This is a genomic window from Hymenobacter sp. APR13 (assembly GCF_000737515.1).
Classification (GTDB): Bacteria; Bacteroidota; Bacteroidia; order Cytophagales; family Hymenobacteraceae; genus Hymenobacter.
Genome location: NZ_CP006587.1, coordinates 4,314,761 through 4,332,580, shown reverse-complemented (window position 1 = coordinate 4,332,580; position 17,820 = coordinate 4,314,761). Strand labels below are relative to the sequence as shown.

General features: G+C 60.8%; 16 protein-coding genes. 8 read left to right on the top strand and 8 right to left on the bottom strand.

Annotation, left to right across the window (positions count from 1 at the left end):
- Positions 1–75 precede the first annotated feature (75 nt).
- Positions 76–711, bottom strand: a complete 636-nt coding sequence (locus tag N008_RS18140) for an LON peptidase substrate-binding domain-containing protein (protein ID WP_044017751.1) — start codon at positions 709–711, stop codon at positions 76–78.
- 140 nt (positions 712–851) lie between these two features.
- Between N008_RS18140 and mtgA the strand changes: the two genes are divergently transcribed.
- Together mtgA and N008_RS18130 are read left to right on the top strand one after the other, a co-directional pair.
- The gene (mtgA, locus tag N008_RS18135) at positions 852–1,595 is read left to right on the top strand and encodes a monofunctional biosynthetic peptidoglycan transglycosylase (protein ID WP_052381713.1); all 744 of its coding nucleotides are present in this window, start codon (positions 852–854) and stop codon (positions 1,593–1,595) included.
- 80 nt (positions 1,596–1,675) lie between these two features.
- The gene (locus tag N008_RS18130; RefSeq protein WP_044017750.1) at positions 1,676–2,134 is read left to right on the top strand and encodes a YybH family protein; all 459 of its coding nucleotides are present in this window, start codon (positions 1,676–1,678) and stop codon (positions 2,132–2,134) included.
- 184 nt (positions 2,135–2,318) lie between these two features.
- Here N008_RS18130 and N008_RS18125 read toward each other — a convergent pair whose 3' ends face one another.
- Both N008_RS18125 and N008_RS18120 read right to left on the bottom strand, forming a co-directional pair.
- Positions 2,319–3,497 carry an App1 family protein gene (locus N008_RS18125; RefSeq protein ID WP_044017749.1) on the bottom strand — a complete coding sequence of 393 codons (1,179 nt, stop codon included), beginning with the start codon at positions 3,495–3,497 and terminating at the stop codon, positions 2,319–2,321.
- 126 nt (positions 3,498–3,623) lie between these two features.
- On the bottom strand, positions 3,624–4,397 hold the full coding sequence (locus tag N008_RS18120; protein WP_231569743.1) for a M48 family metalloprotease: 774 nt from the start codon (positions 4,395–4,397) through the stop codon (positions 3,624–3,626).
- 319 nt (positions 4,398–4,716) lie between these two features.
- Here N008_RS18120 and N008_RS18115 point away from each other — a divergent pair, with 319 nt between their 5' ends.
- Positions 4,717–5,832 carry a DNA topoisomerase IB gene (locus N008_RS18115; protein ID WP_044017747.1) on the top strand — a complete coding sequence of 372 codons (1,116 nt, stop codon included), beginning with the start codon at positions 4,717–4,719 and terminating at the stop codon, positions 5,830–5,832.
- An 85-nt stretch (positions 5,833–5,917) separates the two neighbouring features.
- On the opposite strand, the gene N008_RS18110 is transcribed toward N008_RS18115, so the two are convergent.
- Positions 5,918–7,507, bottom strand: a complete 1,590-nt coding sequence (locus N008_RS18110; RefSeq protein WP_156109394.1) for a hypothetical protein — start codon at positions 7,505–7,507, stop codon at positions 5,918–5,920.
- A gap of 173 nt (positions 7,508–7,680) precedes the next feature.
- Here N008_RS18110 and N008_RS18105 point away from each other — a divergent pair, with 173 nt between their 5' ends.
- Both N008_RS18105 and N008_RS18100 read left to right on the top strand, forming a co-directional pair.
- Positions 7,681–9,282 (top strand): hypothetical protein, encoded by a 1,602-nt coding sequence (locus tag N008_RS18105; protein ID WP_044017746.1) that lies wholly within the window; start codon positions 7,681–7,683, stop codon positions 9,280–9,282.
- Between the two features lie 87 nt (positions 9,283–9,369).
- Complete coding sequence (locus N008_RS18100) at positions 9,370–9,807, top strand: hypothetical protein (RefSeq protein ID WP_156109393.1); 438 nt, start codon at positions 9,370–9,372, stop codon at positions 9,805–9,807.
- Here the strand turns inward: N008_RS18100 and N008_RS18095 are convergent.
- The 3 genes from N008_RS18095 to N008_RS18085 all read right to left on the bottom strand — a co-directional run bounded on the left by N008_RS18095 (position 9,804) and on the right by N008_RS18085 (position 12,770).
- Positions 9,804–10,241 carry a hypothetical protein gene (locus N008_RS18095; RefSeq protein ID WP_044017744.1) on the bottom strand — a complete coding sequence of 146 codons (438 nt, stop codon included), beginning with the start codon at positions 10,239–10,241 and terminating at the stop codon, positions 9,804–9,806. The genes N008_RS18100 and N008_RS18095 overlap by 4 nt on opposite strands.
- A gap of 326 nt (positions 10,242–10,567) precedes the next feature.
- Positions 10,568–12,133, bottom strand: a complete 1,566-nt coding sequence (locus tag N008_RS18090; RefSeq protein ID WP_044017743.1) for an exonuclease domain-containing protein — start codon at positions 12,131–12,133, stop codon at positions 10,568–10,570.
- A gap of 166 nt (positions 12,134–12,299) precedes the next feature.
- Positions 12,300–12,770 carry a PA2169 family four-helix-bundle protein gene (locus N008_RS18085; RefSeq protein WP_052381711.1) on the bottom strand — a complete coding sequence of 157 codons (471 nt, stop codon included), beginning with the start codon at positions 12,768–12,770 and terminating at the stop codon, positions 12,300–12,302.
- Positions 12,771–13,003: 233 nt separating this feature from the next.
- Between N008_RS18085 and N008_RS18080 the strand changes: the two genes are divergently transcribed.
- On the top strand, positions 13,004–13,453 hold the full coding sequence (locus N008_RS18080) for a sugar 3,4-ketoisomerase (protein WP_052381710.1): 450 nt from the start codon (positions 13,004–13,006) through the stop codon (positions 13,451–13,453).
- On the top strand, positions 13,450–14,430 hold the full coding sequence (locus tag N008_RS18075; protein WP_052381709.1) for a GNAT family N-acetyltransferase: 981 nt from the start codon (positions 13,450–13,452) through the stop codon (positions 14,428–14,430). The genes N008_RS18080 and N008_RS18075 overlap by 4 nt, the downstream gene beginning before the upstream one ends.
- Before the next feature lie 45 nt (positions 14,431–14,475).
- Here the strand turns inward: N008_RS18075 and N008_RS18070 are convergent, their stop codons facing one another.
- Positions 14,476–15,657 carry an AI-2E family transporter gene (locus N008_RS18070; protein WP_081910879.1) on the bottom strand — a complete coding sequence of 394 codons (1,182 nt, stop codon included), beginning with the start codon at positions 15,655–15,657 and terminating at the stop codon, positions 14,476–14,478.
- A 191-nt stretch (positions 15,658–15,848) separates the two neighbouring features.
- Between N008_RS18070 and N008_RS18065 the strand changes: the two genes are divergently transcribed.
- Positions 15,849–17,765 (top strand): DNA topoisomerase IV subunit B, encoded by a 1,917-nt coding sequence (locus N008_RS18065; RefSeq protein WP_044017742.1) that lies wholly within the window; start codon positions 15,849–15,851, stop codon positions 17,763–17,765.
- Positions 17,766–17,820 lie beyond the last annotated feature (55 nt).

Genomic DNA, 17,820 nt, shown 5'->3' with positions numbered 1-17,820 from the left:
AATAAAACGCTACTTACCATACGTATACGGGCGGCCCAATCGTTCGGCCCAGCGCCGACGGCTGACTGCATTAAATCAGAAATTCGGCGGCGTCAGGTTTTTGAAGTGGCCGTTGAGGCGCACCCGCTCCTTGAGTCGCTCGGTTTCGAGCAGCACGGGCAGAATGTGCTCCAGGTGCTCCAGTACCAGCTCCTGGCGCTCGGTTTCGGTTTCAGCCTCCAGCAGCTGAAATTCCTGCTCGGTGCTCAGCCCCAGATGATGCGCCACGTCATACACGCGGTAGTCGGCCGGCAGCTCCTGCATCAGCTTGCGCAGCCCCAGCACATCGTAGAGCCGCTCTACGTGCGCCGTGATGCGGGCCTGCAGCAGCACGTCGGCCGTGTTGTCGTCGGCTACTTCCTCGATGAGGCCGCCGGCGTAAAGCTTGCCCGGCGCCTGCCGGTAGAACTCCTCGATGCGGAACACGCCGATGGCGCGGGTGCGGATGTCCAGCTCGCCGCTGTCGTAGCTTTTCTCGACCCCGATGAGCTGCATCTCGGTGCCCAGCATACTCACGGCCTCGTTGCGGTAGGGCGGAATGCCGAAGGTGATGCCTTCGCTCAGGCAGTCGCGCACCAGCTGGCGGTAGCGCGGCTCGAAGATGTGGAGGTTGAGTTTTTCGCCGGGAAAAACCACCAAATTAAGCGGAAACAGGGCTAGCAGACGCGACATGGCTTGTTAACAACGATATAGCGAAAAGGTAGGCGAAAACCGGAAACATGTCGGCCTATGGCTCCGAAAATGCTACTTTTACGGGTACTACGGCCATCTGGGCCGCTGCAATCCTCGCAGATTTTTACTTATCTCCGGACGTGACAACGGACTATACCAAGGTGTGGCGGCAGGCCCGGCAGGTGGCCCTGCAGGTAGTAGTGGCCTTATTTCTGGCCTCGATTGCCTGGGTGCTGCTCTACCGCTGGGTATCGCCGCCGGCCACATGGCTGATGCTGGACCGCCGCGCCCACGCGCCCGTTGGCCTGGGCTACTACGGCATTCAGGAAGACGACCGTACAATCAGCTACCATTTCAAAAGCCTCGACGAAGTGTCGGCGGAAGTGCCGCTGGCCCTGATTGCGGCCGAAGACCAGCGCTTCCTGCTGCATCACGGCTTCGACGGCAACGCGCTCTGGAAGGCGGCCAAGTACAACTTTGGGGGCGGCAAGCAGCTGCGCGGCGGCAGCACCATCACGCAGCAGGTAGCCAAAAACGTGTTTCTGTGGCACGGCCGCAGCTACATCCGCAAGGCGGCCGAAGCCTACTTTACGGTGCTCATCGAGCTGCTCTGGGACAAGCGCCGCATCATGGAAATGTACCTGAGCGTGGCCGAAATGGGCGACTGCACCTTTGGGGTGGAGGCCGCTTCGCAGCGCTACTTCCGCAAGCCCGCCAGCCGCCTCAACCGCCAAGAAGCCGCGCTGCTGGCTGGGGTGCTGCCCAACCCATTGCGGTTCCGGGCCGGCAACCCAGGGCCCCAGGCCCGCGCCAAGCAGCGCCGCGTGGTGCGCAACATGCGCCGCCTAGGCGGCACGGCCTACGTGCGCGAGCTGCTGGACTAATTCCGGCGCCAACACGGCGCCGAATTCACCGGTAGTTTGCACCTTAGGGCTTTCTGATGTACCTGCGTTACTCTTCCTGTATGAAACGATTTGCAATCCTGCCGCTGGGCGTTCTGCTGGCTTGTTCTGCTAGCCGCCCAACTTCCCCGACGGGCCCGCCGGAGGCGCCAGCCGAAACGCGCCGCGCCATCGAGCAGCTACTGACCACCCAAACCGCCGCCTGGAACCGCGGCGACGTGGCCGGGTTCATGCAGGGCTACTGGCAGAACGATTCGCTGGTGTTCATCGGCAAAAGTGGCCTCACCTACGGCTGGCAGCGCACCCTCGACAACTACCGCCGCAGCTACCCCAGCCCCGAGGCCATGGGCCAGCTCCGCTTCGACGGCCTGCGCATCACACCCCTGACCCCGGAAACGGCGCAGGTAGTCGGCCGCTGGCACCTCACGCGCCCCACCGCCGGCGACCTGCAGGGCCACTACCTGCTGGTGCTGCGCCGCCTGAATGGCCATTGGGTAATCGTGGCTGACCATTCGAGTTAGGGCGCTTTTTGTCATTGCGAGCGAAGCGAAGCAATCCTTCCTCTATCTGCTGAAAAACTTTCCTTACAGAAAAGCCCTCCGGCAATAGTGTAGTCCACTAACGCCGCAGGGCTTTCTGCTTAGGGTGGCTTGTCTCACAGAGAGGAAGGATTGCTTCGTCCTTCGTCCTCGCAATGACAGGAAATTACTGCATCACCGGCTTACCATCTCCTTCGCCGTCGAGGTCGTCTTCGGTGTCGGCGGCTTCGTCTTTCTGTTTTTCCTGCTCTACAGCTGGAATGGCTTCGTGGAAAATAAAGCCGGCTTTGGCGGCGTGTTCGGCGGCCTGCACGGTGTCCTGCACCAGCAGCATCTCCACCTTATCGTCGCGCAGCTCTTCGGTCACGCGCTGCACGAGGGTGGCGCGCTCGGGCAGGTTCACGTCGCGGATGTAGATGGCCAGCACGCGGCCGGGGTGGCGGCGCACCACCTCGCGGTAGATGTTGGCGTCTTCCTGGCCCGAGTCGCCAATGAGGATGAACGGCAGCGTGGGATAGGTGAGCAGCAGGTTGTCGATTTCCTTGAGCTTATGGCCGTGGTGCGAGGAGGCCTCGCCCGACTTTTTGGCGGCCAGCGCGGCGTCGCGCAGCAGCAGTGGGCCGGGCGGAATGTAGTTGAGCTGCAGGAAGTCTTCCAGCAAATCGTAGAGGTTCCAGGGCGAGCTACTGACGTAGAAAAACGGGTTGTTGCGCTTGCCGTTGCGGCCCAGCTGCAGCTGCCGGTAAAACTCGGCCACACCCTTGAAAGGCAGGCGCGAGCGGGCGTTGCGCACCAGCACCGTGCGGGCCATGCGCAGCAGGTTGGTGGCCGAAGTCTGGATAACGGTGTCGTCGAGGTCGGAGATGATGCCGAACTCGGCGTCGGCGGGCGGAATTAGGACCGGGGCCATGGCCCGCAGGTCGGTGGCGGTGTAGGGGTGGGGCACCTGCTGCAGCAGCACTTCCACCGGGTACCAGAGGTAGTCCACCGGCTCGGGCAAGCTTTGGGGCTCTAGATTCAGGGTGAAATAGCCTTCCTCGTCGGTCACAATCGGGTGCTGGGAGCCGTCGGCGGGCTGCACGAGTAGCTGCGCGCCGCTGATTTCGTTGCTGTCGAAGCGGCGGTACATGTTCAGCAGGTTGTGCAGGCGTGAGTCGGAGGCGTCGGGCTCGGTAATGCCTTTGTCGGTGAGCAGACGGCCTTTCACGTAGAGGCGCGTGGGAGTGCCGTAGCTGCGGTAGGGCAGCAGTTGCAGCGGGTGTAGCAAACCCAGCCGGGCGCGGGTACGGGTCAGCAGAGAATCGGCGCGTTCGGCCAGATTGCCAAGGTGGTTGAGCAGAGACATGCAGGCAAGTACGCGCAAATCATCTAATTTGATGCTTTAAAACGCGTTTTTGGCTCTTGTAACCATAAAAAAGGCCGGCTGCATACGCGGCCGGCCTTTTTGTTAAGCCTGGGGCTTTGGGCCAGGTTAGATGATGCGCTTCAATTCCTCGAAGTTGCTGTTCGACACCGAGCGGCTGCGGCAGTTCAGCTGGTCGGCTTTGGTTTGGATGTCCTGAATGCGGGTGGCCGGAGCGGGGTGGGTGCTCAGGAAGGCCGGCGGGTTGCCGTTCTGGTTCCGGCTTTCGGCCTTGATGAAGAAGCCCGCCGCGCCGTCGCAGGCGTATTCGGTTTTGTTGAGGTAGATGACCGAGTACTGGTCAGCCTCGTTTTCATCGTCGCGGCTGAACTTGAGCTGGCCGAGGCCGGTGGCAATCTGCACTAGCTGATTGGGGTTGTCGCCGGCTAGCAAGCTCAAGAGCAAGCTGATGCCGTATTGCTGCTGCAGCTGCTTGGAAGTATGGCGGCGGTCAGCGTGGGCAATTTCGTGGCCCAGGATGCCAGCCAGCTCGCTTTCATTATCCAGAAACTTGATCAGGCCCGAAAACACGTAGATGTGGCCGCCGGGCGTGGCAAAGGCGTTTTGCACGGCGTCGTCCTTGATGATTTTCACGTCCCAAGGAAACTCGTTGCGGTAGCGCACCTCACCCGAGTTCAGCACCTTGTTCACCACGCCATCGAGCAGCTGGTAGGCGCGCGGATTGCGGCTGCGCTCCAGCAGCTGGTCTTTGGCGCGGTAGGTGGAGTCGGTCTGGTCGGCCACCTGTTGGCCCAGGGCTTTGTCGTCTTCCACCGAAAACAGCACCACGCCGTCGCCGCCATCGGAAGAGCAGGCGGCCGTGCCGCCGAGGGTGGCAGCCAAAGAGAAAAGAAGCCAGGGTTTACGCAGTAGGTGTAGCATTGGAAGGGAGGCGAACAGTGGAAATGAAACGAGTGAGCAGTGAGCTGCCGAAAGAAAAAACGATGCCAGAAACACGCAGGCCGGTTCGCAAAGGTTCTGTGGATGGATGTGACGGCGGCGAAACCGTTGGCATCTGGCTGCAGATCAGCCGGAAAAAAAGACTGCTCCGGCCGGCTGCCTGCGTGGCGCGGCTCAGGTGGCGGACAGTTCACCTTTCCCGGCTGCTTTGCGTACATGCACCCTACCCGCGCTGTTCTAGCCGGGACTTATCGGCCTGTTTATGTCTACTACCACTGCCCGCCCCAAAACCAAAAAGAAGCACCTGCTACCCTTGCAGGAAGCCCACGAGCTCTACAAAGACCCCGCCCGGCAGGCCGAGCTGGCCGGCCTGCGCTACTTCACCGATGCCAAGCCGGGCCTGACCCGCAAAGCCACCCGCACCGGCAACTTCAGCTACCACACCGTGGCCGGCGACAAAATCACCGACGAAAAAGTGCTGACCCGCATCCAGGGCTTCGTGATTCCACCGGCCTGGACGGAAGTCTGGATTTCGCCCTCGGCCAATACCCACTTGCAGGTGACGGGCCGCGACGCCAAGGGCCGCAAGCAGTACCTCTACCACCCCGCCTGGGACCAAGCCCGCAGCCTCACCAAGTTCAGCCGCCTGCGGGCCTTCGGCGAGAAGCTGGCCGACCTGCGCGCCCAGATGCACAAAGACCTGGCCCGCCCAGCGCTAGACAAACCGAAGGTGATGGCCTTGGTGCTCACGCTAATGGACAAGTCGTTTATCCGAGTTGGCAACCGTGAGTACGCCGAGAAAAACAAAACCTACGGCCTCACTACCCTCCGCGACAAGCACGTGCAGGTAAGCGGCGCCGACGTGCGTTTTGCCTTCGTGGGAAAGAAAGGCGTGGCCCATGACCTCACGCTGCACGACCGGAAGCTGGCCAAACTGGTGCAGAAGTGCAAGGAAATTCCGGGCCAGCACTTGTTCCAGTATTACACCCCCGACGGCCATCGACAGGAACTGGAGTCCGGCGACGTGAACGAGTACCTGCAGCAGGTAACGGGCCTCAAGCTTTCGGCCAAGGACTTTCGCACCTGGGGCGGCACAGTGAAGATGGTGGAGTGCCTGGAGCGGGTGCTGGATGAGGAGCCCGATTTTCCGAAGCCCAAGACCTTAAAGCGCGCCCTCAAGGACGTGGCTCACGACCTAGGCAATACGCCCACGGTGTGCTCGAAATACTACATCCACCCGCAGGTGATGGAGCTGTTCAACTCCGACAAACTCATCGACTACCTGCGCCGCCACGATGCCAACCCCGCCAAAAACGACCTGCTGACCCCCACCGAACACATGGTGCTGGAAATGTTGGCCGAGCTGGAAGGGAAATAAGGGGAATTAAAAATTGGGCCGTTCAACACTTCCTATCGGGAGAGGTTGAACGGCCCAATTTTTAATTCTCAATTTCTACTTGAAATCATCTTCCCGAGCCGTCCCGGTCGAAAGCGTGGCTTTCGACGCCGTGCGAGGTCTTGTCCTTGAGCTCCGGGGCGGGTTCGATGTCGTTGTTGCGGCTGGTGTCATAGAAGCGGGTTTTGCGTTGCAAGCCAGTCACCCTCGACGCGTCACGCACCTGGTCTTCATCGGGGCCGCCGTAGATGCTGATCAGCGGGCTGCGCCGCACAGTACCTCGCAGCTCAAATACGTCGTCGCCTTTGAGGCCGTGTAGCAGCACCTGGCGGGTGTCGGTAGGATTGAACACGCGGCGGTACAGCAGCGAATCGGCCCGTTTGGCCGGCGGGTCAATTTCATACACCGATACTACGGTGGTTGAGTCGGTGAGGCGTTCCACCACAAACCGCTCGTCGGCGTCGGTGCCGGCTACCAGCACCTCCTGGGCCCGCAGGGCGTAGTAGTCGGCTGCGGCCTGCGGAAGTTTGTCGCGGCGGGCGCGCAGGGCGGCTATCATTTGCGTGCCTTCCTGTGCGTACACCTCGCGGGGCAGACCCTGGCGTACCGCCTGCTCAATCACGGCATCCGTAAGGCGGCGCTGCAGGTCGCGGGCCGTGCTCATGTAGGTGGCCCGGTCCAGCTCAGTCAGCACGTGCTCGTCGATGTAGCGGGAATTGCGGGTGTAGCCTTCGATGCTTTGGTACTGCGGGCCGAAGGTGCGGAATTTGGCCACCGCCTTGCTGGCCAGCCAGGAAATCAGCCCGTCATCAAACCTGAAAAATACCTGGTCGCGGTCCTGCGGCACTGGCTCCCAGCGGGTGCGGCCGTCGGCCTGCGGATAGGCCGCCCAGGTCCACTGGCCCTCGTGCCGGTCCCAGTCGCCGAGCCACAGGTCGAGCAGGCGGGCACGCAGAAAGGAAGCTTCGTCGATGCGGTGCTTTGGCGATTGGTAGCGCTCAGCCAGCATATTGTCGCTTTCCTCCAGTTCGGTGGCGCCCGGCAGGCGCCCGGCAATATTTTGCCGGCCTTCCAGCTTTTCTTCCAGCAGCACCACTCGGCCCCGGTAGCGCTCCGAAGCCGGACCCAGGCCGGTTTCGTCGTTGCGCACGTAGTAGGCGCGCGGGTTGGTATGATGCAGCCCGGCGGCTTCGGCCAGCGGCGGTACCACAAAGGCTCCATAGGGGTGGCCGGCCGCCGTAGCGTCGCGCACCAGGTTCAGCACAAACGTGTGGCGCAGCACCTTGGGCAGCGTGCGGTAGGGGTCTTTGTCTACGGAGCGCAGAGCGTAGCCGCGGCCATCGGCCCCAACCACCGTCATGCTAATGGTTTGGAAGCCACCTCCCACCTTGCCGGCGCGCAGTCCGCCCGGCACAGTAGTGGCTGGGTTCAGTACAGGTAGCGTAACCGGCTGCACCCAAGCCGGGCGGTGGTGGCGGCCCAGCAAAACGCGGCCTAGCGCCCCCCGCCGGTAGTGGCGGCCGGCTGTTACCTGCGCACTATCGGCATCTGGCCGAAGGCTGGCTGTGTTCGGCCGGGCATCAGGCTGAAAAAATGTTTGGCGGGCGCAGCCAACCGTGGTCAGCAGCAGAAAAGGCAGAGCGTAGCGAGAAATCATGCGGGGCGGAATGCGCAACTGGAGTCCTTGAACGCAGATATGCCGCAGTAGTTAGGGTAATACCGAGCAGCAACGCTTGGGTGGCAGGCAGGTGCCCGATGCCAACCCCTGCGGCCGGGTTTACGCTATAAGGGCGGGCCATCTGTTCGGCTGTCATCTTACCGTTTTGCTGCGTGTCGTTTTTTTCACTGAATTCCCGCATTCTGATTGCCGGGGGGCTGTGTACAGCTCTGTTGTGCCACGCCTGCACGGCTCCGGCCGCGCCGCCGGCCCGGCCACAAGCGCGGGTCCTGTCCGACTCGACGGTGCAGGTGGCGGCCGGGCCGCAGTACGAACGCTCAAGCATCCATAATTTCTTCTGGGGCCGGCATTATCGGGCTCTGTGGGCACTGCCCGTCACGGTGCCTATCGTGCAGTTGCGCACGGCTGTGCCAGGGGGGCTGACGCCGGTGCAGGAAGGAGGGTCATTTCAAACCAAAAACCTGCGCCTCGTCGACCGCAACGGGGTGCAGTACGTGCTGCGCTCCGTCGATAAGGACGCTACCAAGGCCCTGCCGGAAGGGCTGCAGGACGGCCCGATTGGCCGACTAATGAAGGACCAGACCAGCGTCATCAACCCCTACGGGGCGTACATTGTACCGCGGCTGGCGCAGGCTGCCGGCGTCTACCACACCAACCCGCGGCTGGTGTACCTCGCCGACGACCCGGGCCTGGGGGAGTTCCGCCAGAGCTTCGCTAATGCGCTGTACCTACTGGAGGAGCGGCCTGAGGGCGACCAAAGCCTGGTGGCCAGCTTCGGCAACTCCACGCGGGTGGAAAGCTCCCGCAAAGTATTCACCAACCTGCTGGCCAGCCCGCAGTTTCGGGTGGATGCCCGCAACTATCTGCGGGCCCGGCTCTTTGATATGTGGCTCGGTGACTGGAGCCGCCGGGAAGACCAGTGGCGCTGGGCCAGTTTTGCCGCCCCCGACGGCGGAATCCGCTACCGGCCCATCCCGCGCGACCGGGACCACGCGTTTTTCAAGTTTAACGACGGCTTTTTCACCCATATCATCGGCTGGGTGAAATCCAACTACCAGACGTTTGATGAGCAAATCCGGCTGGCCGACGTGGAAGGCCTTAACCGCGCCGCGCGGCCCATGGACAAGTCGCTGCTGGTGTACCTCTCGCGCGAGGATTTCCGGCAGATTGCCGATTCGCTGCAGCAGCAGCTCTCGCCAACCGTGATACAGCAGGCGCTCAGCGTCTGGCCCAAGGAGGTGTATGGACTGGTAGGGCAGGAGTTCGAGCAGAAGCTCAATGGCCGCCGCAGCCAGCTGCCGGCCGTTGCCGATAAGTTTTACTCGCTGCTGGCGCGCAACGTAGAGCTGCCGGGCACCGACCGGCCAGAGCGTTTTGTGGTGGATGTGCCGATGCCGCAGCAGGTGCGTGTGCGCGTGTATCTGCGCCACGCCACCCACCCCGACAGCCTGGCTGGCCAGCGCACCTTCCGGATCGGGGAAACCAGCACCCTGAAGCTCTTTGGCCTGGGCGGTAATGATATTTTTGAGTTGCGTACCCTGCCTCCGTCCGGCATGACCTTACACCTCTACGATGGCGCCGGGCAGGATGTGGTGCTGGGGCCGGCAGCTCCCACTTCTACCCGCACCAAGGTTTTCGACAGCGGCGACGGCAACACACTGACCTTGCCCCGCACCGTGAAAGTGGAGAAGTATACGCCGGCGGCCAACGAGTTTGATGCCGCCGGCTGGCTGCTGCGGCACCGGCTGTATTAGCCTCGGCCCGGGCTTCGAAAGCTACTGCTGCCGGGTAGGTAGCAGAAGTGCATTTCCAGTGTACATTTGCGCCCCTTTCTGGTTGCTATGCTCGCACTTTCTGTTTCAGATTATCTGTCCGTCTCCTTTCGCCCCGACCTGAACATGCTGGTGGCCCGCTGGCTGCGGGAAGTTTCGGCGCCGGAAACGCGGGAGGGATACTACCAGATTTTGGCCGCCGCGCGCCAGACCAATTGCCCCTATTGGCTGCTCGATGGCCGCCGCCGCAAGCCAGCCGATGCCGCCACAACGCAGTGGGGATTTCAGGAGTTTTTTCCCACGCTGCGCAGCCAGCTGGGGCAGGATGCCTTCCTGAGCCAGTTGCTCTCGCCCTACTACCAGCAGATCACGCAGGAGCTGCCGGTGTTTCAGGAAAACGAAACCAGCCCCACCCAGACCTACCACATGCGGCGCTTCAACGACGAAGCCAGCGCGGTGCAGTGGCTGCGCGAATGCCAGCAGGCCGCCGGCCATAGCCCGGCCTAAGCCATAGTATTGCTCAGCAGCCAGCGGGTTGCCGAGTCATAATCCTGAAAGTGAGAGACGCGCAGCGCCACGCTGCCCCGCACGCGCTGCACCAGGTCGGTGGTAGCCAGCCGGTTGTATACATCGTGCGGGTTGATGATGGCGCAGTAGCGGTAGCCGCTTTCCTGCACGGCCCGCGGGGCCCAGTCGGTGGCCAGCCAGTCCTGGTCGTGGGGCATGATGGCCGGCATCATCTGGTTGTCGGACAGGACTTTGCTGAGCTGCGACTCTTTCAGCAGCTGTAGCAGCTGCTCATGCACCTCGCGCAGGCTGGCACTGAACATGGGCGTGGGCTGCCATTCCACCTGCACGTAGCGGCACGGGTGCTCGATGATGTTTGCTAGGCTGTTATGAAAATACAACGACTTCTGGTAGGGGTAGACTAGCTTATTCATGGGTAGAGTCCTGGTAAGTAGTAAAACCTATGCGTTGAGTAATTGTACATTCCTTAATTGTATGATAACCATGTATTTGGCGAAAAAATAGCTATTAATTAATTCGTTACGCTCAGTCATAGAATACAGCAGGTTAGTGGCCCAACAGGCAGGGCATGGCGGGCGGCGCGCCTTGGTGGCCCGCACCGCTGCTGCCAACTTCAGGACTCATAGGTAGTTGATTTATTTGTAAAATTTAAATAAATAATAGTAATTATAAAATGCCAGGGCAAAAAAATACTCCGCCGAGAGGGCGGAGTAAGAAGTCTAGCGGCTCCTAACAGATGCTATTTGAACACCTTAACCTTGTCTTTGTGCGAGGTGCGCAAATACTGCCGGATGATTTGCTGGGCGTCTTTATTGTCGTTGTAGCGGTTGATGACCTCCTTGAAATCGTCGAGGCGGCGGGCCGTGAAGGTTTCGGTATCCACGTAGCCGAAGCCGAGGTAGCGGCCATGCTCCACCACTACTACGGTCTTCTCGTCGTCGCGGCGGCCCTGCCCGATGACCACGAACGAGCCGTGCTCATAGGTGAAGCTCTCGATGGCTTCTTCCACCCGCTTGTTGTACTCCTCGGCGGGCTCCAGGCCCAGGCAGGCGCCCTTGCAGCGGTGCACCTGATAGTCAAAGCAGGAGCCATTGGTTTTGTACAGGTCACAGAGCTTCTGGCACAGGTTGAACTTCGATACCTTATGGAACAGAAAGCCTTTGGCCTTGAACTGATTGCCCAGTGCAATCAGCGGGTGTGAGTTGGAGTGGTCGTCGGCGCGGCCGTAGTAGAGGCGCTTATAGCCCTGCTCATCGGTGCGCAGGAAGATGCCAGCCGGAAACACCGAGCGCCGCAGCTTGCGGTTGTAAAGCGGCTTGAGGCGCTTGATTTCGTGCGATTCGTAGAGCAGTGCCACCAACTCCGAGCCCGTCAGTTCCCAGGTAATGTCCGAAATCGAGTTCTTGAACTCGATGCTTTTGCGCGACTTGTAGTCAATGGCAAAGTGCTGCTGAATCCGCTTGTAGATGTTGATGCTCTTGCCCACATAAATCACCTCGCCCTTCTCGTCGTGGAAGTAGTAGACGCCGGCCTCGTGCGGCAGCGAGGCCACTTTTTCAGGGGTAATGTTAGGTGGCAGCAGCGCCGTCCGGATGGCATCCTGCACGGCTTTCACCTTGCGGGCCGAAGGTTTTTTAGTGGCTACTACTGCCGGGGCGTCGGCGGAAGAGCTGGCCGGCAAGGCGCTGGGAGCCGTATGGGCAGCGCGGGCAGGCGCTCCGGCGGGGCGGCGTCCTGCCGGGGCGTTGGCATCCACGGCGGCCAAGGTATCGGCAGGGGAGAGGCCGGGCTGAGTCAGCGCCTCTTCCTGCTGGCTGATCTTGAGCAGCCGGTCGAAGAGGATGGCGGTAGCAGCGGCGTCGCCGGCGGCGCGGTGGCGGCCATTGAGCGGAATCCCAATGTTCTGGCACAGCTTGCCCAGGCTGTAGCTGGGCTGGCCCGGCATCAGCGAGCGGCTCAGGCGCACCGTGCACAGCGTTTTGCGCGAATATGTGTAGCCTAGGTCGCCAAATTCCTTTTTCAGAAACGAGTAGTCGAACCGCACGTTGTGGGCCACAAACACGCAGCCCTCAGTCATTTCCACCACCTTGCGCGCCACCTCATGAAATTTGGGCGCATCCTTTACCATCTCGTCGCTGATACCAGTGAGCTGGGTGATGAAAAAGGGTATCGGGCGCCCCGGGTTCAACAGGGTGTCGAACTGGTCGACCACCTTTTCGCCATCGTGAATGAAAATGGCAATTTCGGTGATGCGGTCCTGCGTGGGCTGGCCCCCGGTGGTCTCAAGGTCGATGATGGCGTACAAAAGCGGCGCGGTATCGGGTAAAAAAAGATGCTAAGCTAATTGGTAACAAAGATACACGCCCGGAAGGTTGCACGTGTTGGCTTAGTGAGAGTGCCAGGGGCCAAACGCAAAAAAGCCCGCACAAGGCGGGCTTTTCAGTAGGGAACTGCCAGGCAGTTCCGAAAGATTAGCGGCTGGCTTTCTGCTGGGTCACCCAGTTCTTGTCAGACAAGATGGCACCGTGCTGCTTTTGGATCACTTCACGAGCACCAGCTGGCAGCTCGTTTGATTTCAGGGCCGTTTCGTACGACTGCAGGGCCACCGAGTCGCCAGTTTCGCACTCACCCAGAATAGCCGAGTCGTCTTGGCCGGTTACGACCGATTTCAGATTGATCCAGCCACGGTGAACGGCGGCGGCGGCATCGGCAATTACGCCTTCTACCGTGCCTTCCTGCTCGGCCTGGATGCCCAGTTGCTGGGCGTGTTGGGTGAGTTCAGCGGCAAACTGCGCCCGGTGCTGGCTCATTTGGCTCAGCTTGGACTTCAGTTCGGCGTTGCTGACACCTTCAGCCGCTTCCTGATAGCCTTTGGCGGCAGTTTTGTTGATTTCTACGAGGTCGTTGTATGCGCGAGCGGTTTCGCCGGTGATAGCAGCCATGGTATGGTAGTTTGAGTGGGAGGAAAATTCCGAACCAAAGCAGGTCGGAACTGAGCAGGTATACTAAGGTGGCCGCGCGGGAGTTGTGCGCGGCCGGAATAAAATTCCGGCCTTCTGCACCAACTGCTTTAGTGCCGGCTGCCAGGGCAGGCGGTTGGGTGGCAAGGCCAGAAGCACTACTTTTGGCTGATTGATCCGGCCGTATTGCCGGCAGTTGTTGCCTTCCCAACCCTATGCCCCCGACGCCTGCCGTGCCTTCTCTGCCGTGCCTGCTGCCGCTGCCCTGCACTGGCAGCGCCGATACTGGCTTCACGGTGAGCGTGGCGTCTGAGGGGCTGCTGCCCTTTGCCGTGGCGCGCTCCTACTGGATTTATGACACGCCCAGCCAGGTACAGCGCGGCCACCATGCCCACCATACGCTGCAGCAGCTGCTCATCGCCGTGAGCGGCCGGCTCGATATCACGCTGGAAACGCCTGCCGGCGAGCAGCAGCACTTTGTGCTCGACCGGCCCGATTTGGGCCTTTACTTGCCAGGCCTTTACTGGCGCACCGTGCGTTTCCAAGCGCAGTCCGTGCTGCTGTGCCTGGTATCAGAGCCCTATTCAGAAGCTAGCTATATCCGTAACTATGCGGCATTTCGGGCGCTGGCCGCTACCGGTCAGTCAACGGGCGTGCCCATATGAGTGGCGCGCTGCATGCGGCTATCTGGGTAGAGAGGTACCAGCCCGGCCACGCCGCCGCCTGGGATGCCTTAGTGGCGGCCTCGGTTAACGGTCCTTTCCTATTTTGCCGCTCGTATCTGGATTACCACCACGACCGGTTCGAGGACTGCTCGTGGCTGGTGTGGCAGGGCGAGCGGCTACGGGCGGTGTTTGTGGCTGGTCGCGCCCGCACTGCTTCTGATTCCACTACGCTAGTAGCCCACCCCGGCCTGGCCTACGGCGGCCTCGTTACGGTCGGACTCGCTAAAACGCTCAATGTGCTGGCCTGGCTGGACGCGTTGCGCGAGGCTTGGCGGGCCGCTGGGTTTCGGCAATTGCTGCTCAAGCCGGTGCCCCGGGTGTTCTGCCGGCAGCCTTCCGACGCTGTTCTGTTCTGGCTGCACCAGCAGGGCGCCCACTTGGCGGGCCGCGAGTTGAACTCTGTCATCGACCTGACCCAACCCTTCCGCATTGGCACTTGGCGCCGCGGCAACCTGCGCAAGGCCCGCCACCACGGCGTGGTGGTAGCGTGCACGGCCGCCGATGCCGATTACGCAGCCTTTTGGGAGCTGCTGACGACCAACCTGCATCAGACCCACGGCCGCCTTCCGGTACATAGTCTGCCGGAAATCTGCCGCCTGCGCGACCAGAACCCTGGGCATCTGGAGCTGTGGGTGGCACGCTTGGGGGCTGAGGTAGTGGGCGGGGTGCTGGTTTTCCAAGATGTTCACCAGGGCTTTGTGCACACCCAGTACATCGGGGGCAGCCCGCGTGGTAAGCAGGTGGGGGCCGTGGATGCCGTGCTGGCCGAACTCCTTCGCTGCAAGCCAGCAGCGTTTCGGCGTTTGTCATTTGGCATTTCCACGGTGCAGGGTACCCTCAACTCAGGGCTATTAAACCAAAAAGAGGGTTTCGGTGCGGCGGCCGAAACCACAGACACCTACACCCTCGATTTGTAGAGTTAAGCCTTTCCGCTGGCTAACTGCGCGGTTTCACTAAAGCTGTCAGGTTTGGTTGGTGACGCGGTTCCAGAGTTTGCGAAAGCCGCCTGGTTCCTGACTGCCGGCCTTGGCCGAGTCTTCGCCATCGGCTGTGTCGCCGAGCAAGAAGCCCCAGGGCTCGGTGGTTTTGTTGGCATCGAGCACCACTTTAATCACGGCCATCAGCGGAATGCTTAGAATCATGCCCGGCGTGCCCCAGAGCTCCGCGCCCAGAATCAGGGCCAGGATGGCAGCCAGCGGGTTGATGCTCACCTGCGAGCCGGTAATCATAGGCGTAATAAAGTTGCCCTCCAGGAACTGCACCACCACAAACACCCCGATAACCAGGGCCGCCTGCACCGGCGAGCCGGTTTCCACCAGCGTGATGATGGCCGGAACCATGGCCCCAATCATGATGCCGATGTAGGGAATAATGGCCAGCACCGAGGCGAAGATGGCAAAGAAGATGGCAAACTTCACCCCCAGCACCAGCAGCCCGATTCCGTTGAGAATGGCCACGATGATAATCACCTTAATCAGGCCCGAAATGTAGGCCTGCACCACGGTCTGGATGTTGTCCACGGTGTGCAGCACCGACGTGCGCTTGTCGGGGGCCACAAAGCGGAACATGAACTGCCGCAGATGGTCGCGGTAGAGCAGCAGACAGAAGATGTAGATAAGCACCTGCGCCAGGTTGCCGAGCACGGCCGAGGTGGTGTTGAGCGTGGTGCCCAAGTACGAGCCGCCCGATTTCTTGAGGGCCTTGATGGACGTTTCCTTCAGGTCGTCTACGCTCATGGGCTCGTAGCCGAAGCGGTTGTGGGCCCACTGCTGCGCGCTGGTGAAAAACTCCATCATCTTCACCTGCAGCTTGGGAATCTCGTTTTTGAACTGCGCCAGCTGCGAGCCAAACCCGAGAATGATGCCCGTGAAGATGGCCAGCACCAGCAGCAGGCACACAATGATGGCCAGAATGCGCGGCACGCCCCGCAGCTCCAGCCACCGGCAGATGGGCAGCAGCAGCAGCGTGAATACCGCCGAAAACAGCAGCGGCAGCAGAATGTCGTCGAGCAGTCTCAGCGAGTAGACCAGCAGCACGGCCCCGAGCATGAAGAAAGCAAACTGCACAATGGGCGTCTGGCGCACCTCCGGAGTAGGTTTGTGGCCCGACGGCGGCAGGTGATGTTGGGTAGCGGGAGGGAACATTTACTAAAAAAATGGGAGTGAGAGAAGCGTGAAAGGGACCGTAAAGCCGCGTATGCGCAAAATATGTGGGAACAAACCCGTCCGGCGCTGGGTTTTCAGACAAGGAAATGCTAACTTCGCTAGCGTAAACAGCGCGCGGAAAACGCCGGTTTTCTGTGTTATTTTACCTTAAATTTCGATTTCCTGATTTCATGGCTGAAGAACTAGTACCCGCCACCACCCCCGACCACGGCTACACCGAAGACAGTATCCGCTCCCTGGACTGGCGGGAGCACATCCGGCTGCGGCCCGGTATGTACATCGGCAAGCTGGGCGACGGCTCGGCCTACGACGATGGGATTTACGTGCTGGTGAAGGAAGTGATTGACAACTCCATCGACGAGCACGTGATGGGCCACGGCCGCACCATCGAAATCAAGATTTCCGACCAGCGCGTGCAGGTGCGCGACTATGGCCGGGGCATTCCGCTGGGCAAAGTGGTGGAAGTGGTCAGCAAAATCAATACGGGCGGCAAGTACGACAGCAAGGTCTTTCAGAAATCTGTGGGCTTAAACGGGGTCGGCACCAAAGCGGTTAACGCGCTGAGCAATTACTTTTTGGTGCAGAGCGTCCGGGAGGGGCTGATGAAGTCGGCCGAGTTTGCCCAGGGCATCCTCACCAGCGACCCTAAGCCGGTGAAAACCAGCCAGCGCAACGGCACGCTCTTCACGTTCCAGCCCGACGATTCCATCTTCCGCAACTACCGTTTCATTCCGGAATACCTGGAAAACCAGATCTGGAACTACGTGTACCTGAATGCGGGCCTGACCATCAATTTCAACGGCCAGAAGTACTACTCCGAAAACGGCCTGCTGGATCTGCTGGCCCGTAAAATCGACCAGGAAAGCCGCCGCTACGACATCATCCACCTCAAAGGCGAGGACATCGAGCTGGCCCTGACCCACGGCAACGACTACGGCGAGGAGTATTACTCGTTTGTGAACGGGCAGTACACCACGCAGGGCGGTACGCACCTGGCGGCCTTCCGCGAGGCCGTGGTGAAAACCCTGCGCGAGTTTTACAAGAAGGAGTACGACGCCACCGACATCCGCGGCTCCATCGTGGCCGCCATTTCGGTGCGGGTGCAGGAGCCGGTGTTCGAGAGCCAGACCAAAACCAAGCTGGGCTCGATGAACATGGGCCCTGACGGCCCCACGGTTCGCGGCTTCATCCTCGACTTTGTCAAGGAGCACCTCGACAACTACCTGCACAAAAATCCCGCCGCCGCGGAGGCCCTCAAAAAGCGCATCGAGCAGAACGAGCGGGAGCGCAAGGACATGGCTGGGGTGAAGAAGCTGGCCAACCAGCGCGCCAAAAAAGCCAACCTGCACAACCGCAAGCTCCGCGACTGCCGCTTCCACTTCGGCGAAGGCAAGCAGGACGCCGAAGCCCTGACCACGCTCTTCATCACCGAGGGCGACTCGGCCTCGGGCTCCATCACCAAGAGCCGCAACGTGGAAACCGAGGCCGTATTCAGCTTGCGCGGCAAGCCGCTGAACTGCTTCGGGCTGAAAAAGAAAATTGTTTACGAAAACGAGGAACTGAACCTGCTGCAGCACGCCCTCAACATCGAAGAAGGCATTGAGGGGCTGCGCTATAACCGCGTGGTGATTGCCACCGACGCCGACGTGGATGGCATGCACATCCGGCTGCTGCTGCTCACGTTCTTCCTGCAGTTCTTCCCCGACCTCGTGCGCAACGGCCACGTGTTCATCCTGGAAACGCCGCTGTTTCGGGTGCGCAACAAGAAAACCACCATCTACTGCTACACCGAGCAGGAAAAGCAGGCCGCCATGCGCCAGCTGGGTCGCAACCCCGAAATCACGCGCTTCAAAGGCCTCGGCGAAATCAGCCCCGACGAGTTCGGCAAGTTCATCGGCGACAACATCAAGCTGGAGCCTGTGATTCTGCAGTCTGACCGCTCGATTCAGCAGGTGCTGACCTACTACATGGGCAAGAATACGCCGGCCCGCCAGGAGTTCATCATCGACAACCTGCGCCTGGAAAAAGACCTGGTGACCAGCGACGTGCTGCCGCTGGCCGAAGTGGCCGAGGAAGACCTGGCGTAACGCAGAACGTCATGCGGAGCGCAGCCGAAGCATGACGCGCTAGAATAAGTAATTC